The sequence below is a fragment of the Nonomuraea ferruginea genome, from assembly GCF_039540635.1.
Lineage (GTDB): Bacteria > Actinomycetota > Actinomycetes > Streptosporangiales > Streptosporangiaceae > Nonomuraea > Nonomuraea ferruginea.
This window is the reverse complement of record NZ_BAABFD010000001.1, coordinates 34,232-45,901: the sequence shown is the minus strand read 5'-3', so window position 1 is coordinate 45,901 and position 11,670 is coordinate 34,232. Positions and strand designations below refer to the sequence as shown.

The 11,670-nt window shown below is 74.6% G+C and carries 9 protein-coding genes; 4 read left to right on the top strand and 5 right to left on the bottom strand.

The genetic code is table 11. The features are described 5' to 3' along the window. Positions 1–54 precede the first annotated feature (54 nt). Complete coding sequence (locus ABD999_RS00185) at positions 55–549, bottom strand: DUF3145 domain-containing protein (RefSeq protein ID WP_148030184.1); 495 nt, start codon at positions 547–549, stop codon at positions 55–57. 177 nt (positions 550–726) lie between these two features. Here ABD999_RS00185 and ABD999_RS00180 point away from each other — a divergent pair, with 177 nt between their 5' ends. The 4 genes from ABD999_RS00180 to ABD999_RS00165 all read left to right on the top strand — a co-directional run bounded on the left by ABD999_RS00180 (position 727) and on the right by ABD999_RS00165 (position 5,852). After that, positions 727–1,740: a S8 family peptidase gene (locus tag ABD999_RS00180; RefSeq protein ID WP_219551819.1), complete on the top strand. Its 1,014-nt coding sequence runs from the start codon at positions 727–729 to the stop codon at positions 1,738–1,740. A 72-nt stretch (positions 1,741–1,812) separates the two neighbouring features. After that, positions 1,813–2,349: an RNA polymerase sigma factor gene (locus ABD999_RS00175; protein WP_148030182.1), complete on the top strand. Its 537-nt coding sequence runs from the start codon at positions 1,813–1,815 to the stop codon at positions 2,347–2,349. Then, positions 2,346–2,792 carry a hypothetical protein gene (locus tag ABD999_RS00170; RefSeq protein ID WP_219551817.1) on the top strand — a complete coding sequence of 149 codons (447 nt, stop codon included), beginning with the start codon at positions 2,346–2,348 and terminating at the stop codon, positions 2,790–2,792. Before ABD999_RS00175 ends, ABD999_RS00170 begins: the two co-directional genes overlap by 4 nt. Positions 2,793–2,858: 66 nt before the next feature. Next, complete coding sequence (locus ABD999_RS00165; protein WP_345482491.1) at positions 2,859–5,852, top strand: CHAT domain-containing protein; 2,994 nt, start codon at positions 2,859–2,861, stop codon at positions 5,850–5,852. 49 nt (positions 5,853–5,901) lie between these two features. Here ABD999_RS00165 and ABD999_RS00160 read toward each other — a convergent pair whose 3' ends face one another. From ABD999_RS00160 to ABD999_RS00145, 4 genes are all read right to left on the bottom strand, one after another. Beyond that, on the bottom strand, positions 5,902–6,717 hold the full coding sequence (locus ABD999_RS00160; RefSeq protein ID WP_271278970.1) for a sulfurtransferase: 816 nt from the start codon (positions 6,715–6,717) through the stop codon (positions 5,902–5,904). Continuing rightward, positions 6,714–7,835, bottom strand: coding sequence for an alkaline phosphatase family protein (locus tag ABD999_RS00155; protein WP_271278971.1), 1,122 nt, complete (start codon positions 7,833–7,835; stop codon positions 6,714–6,716). The genes ABD999_RS00160 and ABD999_RS00155 overlap by 4 nt, the downstream gene beginning before the upstream one ends. 167 nt (positions 7,836–8,002) lie before the next feature. Continuing rightward, positions 8,003–8,593, bottom strand: a complete 591-nt coding sequence (locus ABD999_RS00150) for a DUF5998 family protein (protein WP_219551811.1) — start codon at positions 8,591–8,593, stop codon at positions 8,003–8,005. Between the two features lie 100 nt (positions 8,594–8,693). Then, positions 8,694–11,645 (bottom strand): GNAT family N-acetyltransferase, encoded by a 2,952-nt coding sequence (locus ABD999_RS00145; protein ID WP_271278972.1) that lies wholly within the window; start codon positions 11,643–11,645, stop codon positions 8,694–8,696. Between the last annotated feature and the right edge of the window lie 25 nt (positions 11,646–11,670).

Below are 11,670 nucleotides of genomic sequence, written 5' to 3'. Positions count from 1 at the left end.
GCCCCGCACCGTGACCGGTGCGGGGCCCTTTCGCGTCGCAGGCGCGGGGACGGGTCACACGGCGGCGTGCAGCCAGCGGACGGGCGCGCCGTCGCCGGCGTAGCGGAACGGCTCCAGCTCCTCGTCCCAGGGCTTGCCGAGCAGCCTGTCGAGCTCCTCCTCCAGCACGCACCGCCCCTGGGAGGCCATGAGCATGGCGGCGCGCAGCCGGTCTTCGGGGATCATGATGTCGCCGGAGGCGCCGATGACCGCGCTGAACGGGCCGAGCGTCGGCGTGTAGGCGTGACGGGTCCCGTCGACGCCCTGCGAGGCGTCCTCGGTGATCTCGAACCGCAGGCGCTGCCACCCCATGAGAGAGGAGGCGATGGCGGCCGCTATGCCGGAGCGGCCCTCCCATTCCGCCTGCGCCCGCACGACGTTGGGCGCGGCAGGTTGCGGTGTCCACGTCAAGTCCACGGGCACGCCAAGGACACCCGCGACTGCCCATTCGATATGCGGGCACAGCGCGGGCTGAGCCGAGTGGACGTACAGCACGCCACGAGCAGACACCGGACCTCCCGATTCGGTACGAGGTGCGCCTTCCCCAACGGCCTCGTCCAACGGGATGATCACATGTGACTAGGGAGAGACTACCGTCGGTCGCAATCGGACACCAGAGGGGGGCCATACCAAGTTGGTGCGCGTGTGGCACGTGACAGTCGCTCCATCGGGGATAGATACCCGCTCATGGACATCGAATCGGCAGGCCACGCGCTCATCCGACCGGGTCAGCTGCTGACCGACCGCGGCGCGCTGTCGACGGCCGCGCGCTGGACGCAGGCCGTGTCCGAGGGCGACGGCGTCTGCATGGTGCATCTCTCCCAGGGTGTCGACCCGTGCGAGCTGACCGCCGAGCTGCGCGAGCACGGGTTCCGCGCCTCGCCCAATCACGTTCTCACCGGGCAGCCGCTGTTCTTCGGCGGCCCCGCGTCGCGTCCGTTCCCGGCCGAACCGGTCCACTACCGGCCGGGGCGGTCCCGCTCGGAGGTGACGGTGGGCCTGCTCGACACCGGCGTGGCCGGTCACCGCTGGTGGGCCGACGCCGACTGGTACGAGCAGGCCGCCGAGGACGCGCCGGACGCCGTCGAGGGCGCCCAGGCGGGTCACGGCACGTTCATCGCCGGGCTGCTGGCCCGCCAGGCGCCCGGCGCGTCGCTCCAGGTGGCCCGGGTGCTCGACGGCGAGGGGGTGGGCGACGAGGCGGCCGTGATCAGGGCGCTGCACCGCATGCGCGGGCGTCCGCCGCAGGTGCTCAACCTCTCCTTCGGCGGCCACACCTTCGACGACCGGCCGCCGCCCCTGCTGGCCGACGCGCTGGCCGAGCTGTCCGACACCGTGGTGGTGGCGTGCGCCGGCAACACCGCGTCCGACCGCCCGTTCTACCCCGCCGCGCTGGGCAGCGTGATCGCCGTCGGCGCCGTCGACTCCAGCGAGCGCCGGCGCGCTCCCTACTCGGCCCACGGGAGCTGGGTCGACGCGTGCGCCCGCGGCGACTGGGTGACCAGCAGTTTCCTGGAGCAGGGCGAGTTCGCCGGTTACGCGACCTGGAGCGGCACGTCCTTCGCCACCGCCGTGGTGGCGGGCACGATCGCCGCGGCCGCCCACGACCGGCCGGCCAGGCAGGCGGCCGACGAGCTCCTCAGTCTCAGGGAGACCCGGCAAATTCCCGATCTGGGAGTTCTCGTTCCGTCGAGTCTGTAGAGTTTACGCTCAGTCCACAGGCGATCACGTGGAGGCAGAACAGCCCCCTCCGCCGGTCTGGAAGGAGGCCATATGCCCGATCCACGCCAGCCCGCGGAGCTGCTCCCGGCGGCCGCCTCCGGCGACCAGAGCGCCTGGAACGAGCTGGAGGCCAGATTCGGCCCGCGCATGTGGGCGGTGGCACGCGCCTGCGGGCTCAACGAGCCCGACGCCGCCGATGCCGTCCAGGGAGCCTGGCTGCGCCTGCTCGAACACCTGCACGACATCAGCAACCCGGCAGGCGTGGGCGCGTGGCTGGCGACGACCACCCGCCGTGAAGCGCTCCTGCTGATCCGGAAGGCTAAGCCGGGGCCCGCCCCATTCGACGTCACGCACGACCCCGACCCGGAGTCAGCCGTCCTGGAGGCCGACGGCAACCGCATGCTCTGGAAGACGGTCTCCACCCTCAAAGAGCCATGCCGCAGCCTGCTCACGCTCGTCGCGAGCGATCTCGGGAGCCGGCAGGTCGCCGTGCGGCTGGGCCTGCCCATCGGCAGCGTCGGCCCGACCAGGGCCCGCTGCCTGGAGAAACTGCGCACCCTGATCTCACTACAGGAGACGGTGCAATGATCGACGACGAGTACTTCCTGGCGGCTCTCCGGCTGGCCTCCGGACACGACCCGGTTCCCGCGTACGTGTCCACCGCGGCCCGGCAGGCCTTCGCCTTACGGGTCCCGCACGCGGTGACCGCCCTTCCCACGGGCTACACGGCCGCGCGGGGAGTGCGGGGCGCCGAAGGCCCGCAGCTGGTCCGGTTCGTCACGGAGGGCCTCACCTTCGACCTGGAGGTGACCATCGGCGACGGTCTGATCGACGTGGCGGGGCAGGTGTCCCCGCCCCCCGGGGAGGGGTGCCACGTCGACGTCCGCACTCCCCACCTGACGCTGACCAGGCCCGTCGCCACCACGGGCCAGTTCGCGGCCACGGGCCTGCCTCCGGGCTGGCTCAGCGTGGTCTGCCACCGGCCCGGCCACGCACCCGTCCAGACCAGGTGGGTGCGCGTCCGACCGTGACCCCTCGGCCGGGGCCGAGGGGCCCGCATCCCCCCGGTCCCGGCCGCTTCTCCCCCGAGGCGGCGCATGGCGAAACCGGAGATCATCCGTACGCTCGATCGTTCCTCCGGCGGCGGCCTGCTGGTGCGCGCGGCCGAGATGGCCGTGCTGCGCTCGGTGATCGATCCGGGCCAGGCGCTGCGCGCGGGGCACAAGGTGCTGGAGGCGGCCGAGAAGGCCGGCGACGGCGAGGCCGCGTCCGTGGCGCTGCGCGCGATGGCGCTGGCCTCGCGCGAGCTGGGCGATCTGCAGGCCGCCGAGCAGCGGCTGCGGCAGGCCGTCCAGACACGGGGCGCGCCCGCCGAGCGGATGGCGCAGGCGAGGCTGTCCCTCGTCACCGTGCGGACCGAGCGGGGTCACCCGCTGCAGGCCCTCAGGCTGGCCGCGCTGGCGTGGGCCTACCTGTCGCCGCTCGACCGGGCCAAGCTCGACACGCAGCGCGCCGTGGCCCTCGCCCACCTGGGGCGCTACCAGGAGGCGATCGCCTCCTGCGACCGGGCGCTGCGGGCGCTCGTGGCGGCTCCCGGCACCATCGACGACCGGCGGTTCCTGGCGGGCGGGCTGCTCAACCGGGGGCTGGTGCACGCCTACCGCGGCGACTGGGACCAGGCGATGCGCGACATCAGCGCCTGCCTGCAGATCGCCGGGCACGCCCGGCTGTCCCACCTCGCGCGGCTGGCCGCCGCCAACCTGCCGTTCCTGGCCGTACGACGGGGCGACATCGGCGGGGCGTTCACCCACTACCGCGAGGCCGAGGACACCTTGTTCGGGTATCCAGAGCGGCTGGCGACGATGCGGGCGGACTTCGCGGGCGCGCTGCTGGCCGCCCACCTGCCCGGTGAGGCGCGGGCGCTGCTCAGCCTGGCCGTGCCCGATCTGGAGGAGTCCGGGGCGCAGGTGGCGCTGGCCGAGGCGCGGCTCAAGCTCGCCCAGGTCGAGCTGCTGACGGGCGACGCGCGCGAGGCCATGACCGTGGCCGAGCGGGCCATGCGCGAGCTGTCGGAGCAGGACCGGCAGGCCTGGCTGCCGCTGGCCAGGGAGGTGGTGCTGCGCTCCCGCCTGGTCCTGGAGCCGCCGACGCCCGGGCTGATGGCGGAGCTGGCCGGGTGCGCGGACGACCTCGAACGCGACGCCGCCCACCTGGCCGAGGGCGCCTCGCTGCGGCTGACGGCGGCGGAGACCGCGCTCGCGCTCGGCGACCGCGCCGCGGCCTCGGCGCAGCTGTCACGGCTGACGGAGCAGCCCGGTCGCGAGCGGTGGCTCCCGCCGGGCGGGCGCCGCACCCCGCTGGCCTCGCCTGCGCAGGCGGGTTACGCCGCCGCGGGACAGGTGCCGCCCCTGGTGCGCCAGCACGCCCTGGCCTTGGAGGCGGCGCTGCGGGAGGACGTCCCGGCCGCGTTCCGTGCCGTGGAGGACGGGCTGGCCGGGATGGGCGGCCAGATCGACAGCCTGGACGACCCGTCGCTGCGGGCGCACGCGGCCCGGGCCGGCGGGCGGCTGGCGGCCTTCGGGCTGCGGCTGGCGGTGCGTGACGGGTGCGCCGAGGAGGTGTTCGAGTGGGCGGAGCGCTGGCGGGCCGTCACGGCGCCGGCCCACGCCCGCTCGCCGCACGGCGCGGGCCTGCCCGAGGTGCGGGCGGCGCTGGGGCGGGCCGCGCTGGTGGAGTACGTCACGGACGACAGCTCTCTGTTCGCCGTGGTGGTGACGGGGCAGCGGCTGGCGCTGCGGCCTCTGGGCGCGCTGCGGCCGGTCAAGGAGGCGCTGATCCGGTTGCGCTACTCGCTGCGCCGGTCGGCCCTGCACGACGGGGCGGCGGGGGCCGAGCCGGTCGCGGCTGCCGGGTCGGAGCTGGAGCTGCTCCTGCTGGCCCCGCTCGCCGCCGAGCTGGGCGAGCGTCCCCTGGTGGTGGTGCCCACGGGCATCCTGCACACCCTGCCCTGGGCGGCCCTCCCCTGCCTGCGCGAGTGCCCGGTGACGGTGGCGGCCAGCGCCCGCTCCTGGCTCGCCGCCACCCGCGACCCCGCCCTTGTCCGAACCCGCCGCCCACCCGGGCCCCTGGTCATGACCCGCCCCACCGGCCCACCGAGGACCACCTCCCCGGAAGCGGCAGCGACACCACCCGCCGGTCTGGCAGGAACTCCGGCTCTGGGAACCACCCCACCCACCGCCCCTCCCGAAGCCGGGATTACACCGCCCGCCGCCCCTCCCGAAGCCGGGACCACCCCACCCACCGCCCTTCCCGAAGCCGGGACCACACCGCCCGCCGGTATTCCTGGGGCGGGGCACTCTGATGGCGTCGTGCTTTCGGGGGCCGCGCATCCGGTCGGCTCTTCAGTCGATTCCTGGGCGGGGCTTTCTGGCGACTCCGGGCCGGGGTCGCTCAAGGTGGTTGCGGCGGCGGGGCCGGGGCTGGCGCACGCGTACGAGGAGAGGGACCGGGTGGTGGCCTGCCATCCGGGGGCGCGACCGGTGGCCGCCCGGCGCGACGCGGTGCTGGCCGCGCTGGCCACTTGTGATGTGGTGCACCTGGCGGCGCACGGGGTGTTCCACGCCCGCAGCCCGCTGCTGTCGAGCATCACGCTGGAAGACGGCCCGCTCATGGCCTACGACCTGCTCGGCAGCTCGCGTACGGCCAGGCTGGTGGTGCTGTCGGCGTGCGACTCCGGCATGGCCAGGACGCCCACGGACGGCGCGCCGCTGGGCCTCGCGGGCGCGTTCCTGGCGCAGGGGACGGCGTGCGTGGTGGCCGGGATGGTGCCGGTGTGCGACGAGGACGCCTTGGCGGTGATGAGCCGCTTCCACGAGTTGCTCGCCGCGGGTCACACCCCGGCTTCGGCGCTCGCGTACGCGTCGGCGCGGACCGGCATCACCGCCTTCACCTGCTTCGGCGCCGGCGACCAGCCCCTCGTCCCCCGCGAGCCGGACGCCGGGTGCCCTGTCGACATCGGCCGGGCACCGCTCCCGGTCCACGGCGAGGAGGACCGAGAAGGCGACAGGCGGCCCGTCGTGCCGACCGGCTGACCTGACGAGCCGGCGGCGACACCCGAGCCCCGGTCCAGCCACCAGGCGGTCAGCCCGTGGCGACCGGTCTCGACGGGTCGGTCACCCAGTGGGACCAGGAGCCGACGTAGAGGGCCGCGGGCAGGCCGGCCACCTCCATGGCCAGCACCTGGTGGGCGGCCGTCACGCCGGAGCCGCAGTAGGCGCCCGCGTCGACCCCCTCGCGGGCGCCCAGCGCGGCGAAGCGCTCCCGCAGCTCGCCGGGGGCCAGGAAGGTGCCGCCGGGAGTGACGTTCTCCGTGGTCGGGGCGCTGACCGCGCCGGGGATGTGGCCGGCCACCGGGTCGATCGGCTCGACCTCGCCGCGGTAGCGTTCGGCGGCCCTGGCGTCGAGCAGCACTCCCGAGGAGGCGAGGGCCGCCGCCCGGTCGGCGTCGAGCACGGGCATCCCGCCCGGCCTGGCCGTGAAGTCGCCGGGCGCGGGCACGGGCTCCTCCTTGACGACCGGCAGTCCGGCCGCCTCCCAGGCGGGCAACCCGCCGTCGAGGACCCGTACGTCCTGATGTCCGAAGTAGCGCAGCGTCCACCAGGCGCGGGCCGCCGCGGTCGAGGCGGTGTCGTCGTACACCACGACCGGCCGCGCGCCGGAGACGCCGAGCCGCCGCATCGCGCGCTCGAACGCGTCGACGGCGGGCAGCGGGTGGCGCCCGCCCTCGCCCGGCGGGCCGGCCAGAGCTCTGTCGAGGTCGCAGAAGACAGCGCCCGGCAGGTGGCCCTCGCGGTAGAGGTCCATGCCGGACGGGCCGCCGAGCCGCCAGCGAACGTCGAGCAGGGTGACGTCGCCGAGCGCGGCGAGGGCGGACGGAGTGATCAGCGGACCGGTCACCGGGTGCTCACCTCCAGGAGCGGGATGTTCTGCTCGGCCGTGGTCATCGAGCCGTGGTAGCCGGTGAAGAGGGCCTCGATGCGGTGTGTGGACGGGGCGGTGATGGCCAGGTCGGTGTAGGGGACGGCGACCACGTCGCCGATGCGGCCCAGCCATTCGGTCAGGACCCGCGGGCCGAACCAGCCGGACTCGACGGCCTCCTCACGCGACACCACCCAAGCGCGGCCGCGCAGCGCCTCGCGCCAGGCGTCGAGCACCTCGGCCGCGGCGCCCTCCAGCGCGTACACGTGTCGCGCCCTGGCCTCGCCGCCGAGCATCGCCACCCCGTGGGCCAGCTCGGGGGTGGCCTCGGCGTCGAGCTTCTCCGAGGCGTTGACCATGCCGTGGTCGGCCGTCACGTAGAGGGCGGATCCGGGAGGCAGGCCCGCGGCGATGCGCTCGGCCATGGCGTCGACGATGGCGAGCTGCGCCAGCCACTCCTCGGTGCCCCAGCCGGTCATGTGGCCGACCGCGTCGAGGTCGCCGTAGTAGACGGTGACGTGGGCGCGCGGCTGCCGCAGCTCGGCCAGCACCCGGGCGACCCGGTCGTCGACGGTCTCGGCCGCGGCGTAGCGGACGCCGCGGAAGACGGCGCCGGTCAGCCCGGAGCCTTCGAACTCGGCGGGCGCCACGTAGACGACGTCGAGGCCGGCGGCCGCGGCACGCTGGTAGACGGTCTCGGCGGGCTGCCAGTCGAGAGGGTCCATGGGCATCCCGGACCAGCGCAGGCAGTTGAACAGGCGGCCGGTGCCGGGGACGGCCAGGGTCAGGCCGAGCATCCCGTGCTCGCCGGGCGAGATGCCGGTGCCGAGCGAGCACAGGCTGGTCACGGTGGTGGCGGGGAATCCGGCGGTGAGCGTACGTGACCTGTCGAGCAGGCTCGCCAGGAACGGCGCCGAGGCGGCGTGCGCGGCCAGCAGCTCGGCGCCGAGGCCGTCGACCAGGAACAGGCAGGTGCGCTCGGCGGGCGGGAGGCCCAGGGGGTTGGGCCCGTCGAGGCCCAGCGACGCCAGCAGCGACCGGGACAGATCGGGCAGTGACCCGGCTCCGTACGCCGGCACGAGGGGGCCGATGGTCATGCTCCGATCCTATCCGTCCCGTTCGCCGGCGGCCCAGGTGAAGATCCCGCAAGGCTTCGGAGCCGGGCCTCGCGGTGGCTGTGCCTCCGTGTACGACATCGGCCGCCTTTGCGGCGGGGAGTCCGGCCGGTACGGCGTCGACGGCGTCTCGGGGTGGCGGAGCGCGGTCAGGCGGCGGCGCGGGCGGTGGCTTCGGAGAGGGCCTTGGCGAAGGCCAGGACGTGGGTGACCGCCTCGGGGCCGTCGGCCGCCTCGCTGACCCGGAGGGAGAGGTCGTCGGCGGTGATGGCGCCGGTGTAGCCGTGGTCGGCCTCGCAGTTCTCGTCACCGCAGGTGGCGGGCTCGAGGTCGACGTGGGAGATGGCGCCCCACCCGATCGTGAGCGTCACCTCCGTCGGGGGGACGCCGGGGACGTACGACGCCGGCTCGGGGACCACCCGGGTGACCGCCACCGACTGGATGCGGCCGAGCTGGACGGCCTCGGTGGTCGTGGAGGCGTGCGCGGTCGAGACGCCCTCCACGGCGGGGTGCTCGTCGGTGTGGCACACCAGGAGCCTCGTGCCCGTCAGCACCAGGACGGTGACGTGCCTGCGCACCTCCATCGCGGGATCGAAGGTGGCCTCGTGGTGCACCACGAAGGCCGTGACGGCCTCCTTGCCCAGCGCGGATTCGACCGCATCGGTGACGAGGTCGGGATAGTAGCCGCTGCGCTCGATCGCTTCACGCAGGCCCGCGGCTGAGACTCGGGTTTCCCTCATGGATCCAGTTTGCCAGGGTCGCACAGTGCAACCACCCGCCGGATGTAACGCTCTATAACGTCTGCGCGACCGCGTACGGGAGCGCCGGAGCGGCCGGGAGCTAGCTGAGCCTGCGGGGGCCGCCGTCGAGGCGGGGGCCCGCGGGGGTGCGCAGAACGGCCCTGGCGTCGAGGATCGTCACGCCCTCCTCACCCACGAGCACCTGGTCCAGGTCCAGCCTGGCCAGCTCCGGCAGGTCGTGGGCCAGGCGGCTCACCCTGACGAGCAGGTCCTCCAGGGCGTCCACCGCCACCGGCGGGTAACCGTACTCGCCGAACAGCAGCGGCGCGGCCCGCACCGAACGCACCAGCCCCGCCGCGTCCTCCCGGGTGAGCGGCGCCAGCCGGAAGCCCCGGTCGCGCAGCAGCCTGGCGGCCACCTCGCCCAGCCCGAACGACACGACAGGGCCGAACGCCGGGTCGTCGACGACGCTCACCACCGTCGGCACGGCGGGCTGTGGCGCCATCCGCTGGACGGCCAGCTCCACGCCGTCGCCGAGTTGCCGGGTGAACTCCTCGTACGCGTGCCGCACGGCGTCGGCGGTCGGCAGCCCGAGGCGTACCGTCCCCGCCCGGCGGGACGCTTCGGGGTCGGCCACCTTGAGCACGACCGGCCAGCCGAGCCGTTCGGCGGCCCGCGCGGCCTCGTCGGCCGAGCCGACCACCTCGGCGGGCCAGACGGTCAGCCCGTAACAGGCGAGCAGCTCCGCGGCGTCGGCCTCCACCGGCGGCCCGGCCGCCGCGAAGTACGGAGCCCTCCCGCCTCCCGGCACGACCTCCGTAGCACCCGTCCGATAAGGGCTCCCGGACGGACGGGGATGCGGTGTCCCTTCCGTATCACCGGACCGCACGACGGAACCGTCCTCCGGGGCCACCTCGCCGGAGGCACCGGCCGCATCCCCCTCCGCGGTGGACCCACCCCCCGCCGAAGGTGGACGCGGGGCGGAGGAGTCCTCCAGAGGACCGTCCGCAGCGGAAGCGTCCGGCGAGCGCTTCCCACCTTCGGGAGACGCCTCGGCGGAGTCGGCCGTCTCGGGGGCGCCGGTGGTCTCAGGGGGTGCCGGTGGGAGGGCGCCCGCGAGCGTCTCGGTGGCCAAGGCGCGGACGCGGGCGGTGTCGACGTCCTCCAGTTCCGGGGGCGGCGCGGCCGGCTCGGCGCGCCAGCGGGCGTAGCGGACCGCCTGGGCGAGGGCGCGCACGGCTTCCTCGGGGGCCGCGTACGAGGGGATGGACCCGCGTTCCGGCGCGGGCCCGGCCCGCAGGTGCGGATGCATGCCGAGATATCCCTCGAACGTGGCCAGCACCGGCTTCGACGCGCCCTTCGACACCCTCAGCAGCTCGGCCGCCACCCCGGCCGCGTCACCGGGGATGGGCGGCATGTAGATGACGACGGCCGCGTCCACCTCGGGTGAGGCCAGCTCGCCGGCGAGCCCCGTACCGAACGCGGACGGCCCCGCGGCCGCACCCAGGTTGACCGGCGGGCGCGGCGACAGGCCGGCGGCGACGCAGGCGTCGGCGGCGAGCAGGCCGAGCGCGTCGGAGTTGGTGATCACGGCGACCCGCGGACCGGCGGGGAGCGGCTGGTAGGCCAGCAACTGGCCGACGTCGAAGAGCTGGATCAGGTCGTCGACCCGGATCAGCCCCGCCTGCTCGAACAGCGAGCTGATCGCCGAGTCGGGCAGCCCCAGCTCCTGGGCGGAGTGGCCGGAGGGGGTGCCGCCGCTCTTGACCACCACGATCGGCTTGCTGCGGGAGATCCGCCTGGCCAGGCGGGTGAACTTGCGCGGGTTGCCCAGCGACTCGAGGTAGAGCAGGATCACCTCGGTCGCGTCGTTCTCCTCCCAGTACTGCAACAGGTCGTTGCCCGACACGTCGGCCCGGTTGCCCGCGGAGACGAACGACGAGATGCCCATGCCCCGCTGCGCCACCCGCTGCAGCAGCGCGGTGCCGAGCGCGCCCGACTGGCTGAAGAAGCCGACCGTGCCGCGGCCGGGGACGGTGGCGGCGAGGGTGGCGTTGAGCTTGACGGCGGGGTCGGTGTTGGCGATGCCGAGACAGTTGGGGCCGACGACGCGCAGGCCGTGGGCGCGGGCGATGCGGGCCAGCTCGTCCTGCCTGGCGCGGCCCTCCTCGCCCAGCTCGCCGAAGCCGGAGGAGACCACGACCAGCCCGTGCACGCCCTTGGCGGCGCACTCCTCGACGACGTCCAGCACGCTGCCGGCCGGCACCGCCACCACGGCCAGGTCGACCTCGTCGTCGATGGCGCCGATGCTCGGGTACGCGCGCACGCCCGCCACGGCGCGCGCCTCGCGGTGCACGGGATAGACGGGGCCGGTGAAGTCGGCGGCGAGCAGGTTGCGCAGCACGGTCTGGCCGACGCCGCCCGGCTCGCGTGAGACGCCGATGACCGCGACCGAGCCGGGGGCCAGCAGCCGGGCGATGGACCGGGCCTCGGCGCGGTGCTCGCGGGCCATGGTGACCTCGGTCGAGGTCTCGGTGGGGGTCAGGTCGAGGGTCATGCGGACCACGCCGTCGGCGAAGCGGCTCTCGGCGGTGTAGCCGGCCTGGCGGAGCACGCCCATCATCTTCATGTTGGCGGGCAGCACGTCGGCGACGAAGCGCTCGATGCCGCGCTCGCGGGCCGTCGCCGCCAGGTGTTCGAGCAGCACCGAGGCCACTCCCCTGCCCTGGTGGGCGTCCTCGACCAGGAACGCCACCTCCGCCTCGCCAGGCCCGGTGCGGTCGTAGCGGATGACGGCCACCATGTCGGCCCCGATCGTGGCGATCAGGGCGACCCGGCCGACGTAGTCGACGTTGGTGAACCACCGCACCTCGCGGTCGGACAGCCGCGGCCGCGGCCCGAAGAACCGGAAGTAGATGGACTCGTCGGACAGCCGCGAGTAGAAAGCGCGCAGCCGGTCGGCGTCGGCGGGCCTGATGGGGCGCAGGTGAGCAGTGCCGCCGTCGGCCAGGACGACATCCGCTTCCCAGTGAGCGGGATATTGTGCCTCCACAGTCCCGAGACTAAACCCCCATCCC

Bases quoted from the DNA above. Each gene is read 5' to 3' on its own strand.
- ABD999_RS00180 (WP_219551819.1), top strand. From the start codon at position 727: ATGGACATCGAATCGGCAGGCCACGCGCTCATCCGACCGGGTCAGCTG.
- ABD999_RS00175 (WP_148030182.1), top strand. From the start codon at position 1,813: ATGCCCGATCCACGCCAGCCCGCGGAGCTGCTCCCGGCGGCCGCCTCC.
- ABD999_RS00170 (WP_219551817.1), top strand. From the start codon at position 2,346: ATGATCGACGACGAGTACTTCCTGGCGGCTCTCCGGCTGGCCTCCGGA.
- ABD999_RS00165 (WP_345482491.1), top strand. From the start codon at position 2,859: ATGGCGAAACCGGAGATCATCCGTACGCTCGATCGTTCCTCCGGCGGC.
- ABD999_RS00155 (WP_271278971.1), bottom strand. From the start codon at position 7,835: ATGACCATCGGCCCCCTCGTGCCGGCGTACGGAGCCGGGTCACTGCCC.
- ABD999_RS00150 (WP_219551811.1), bottom strand. From the start codon at position 8,593: ATGAGGGAAACCCGAGTCTCAGCCGCGGGCCTGCGTGAAGCGATCGAG.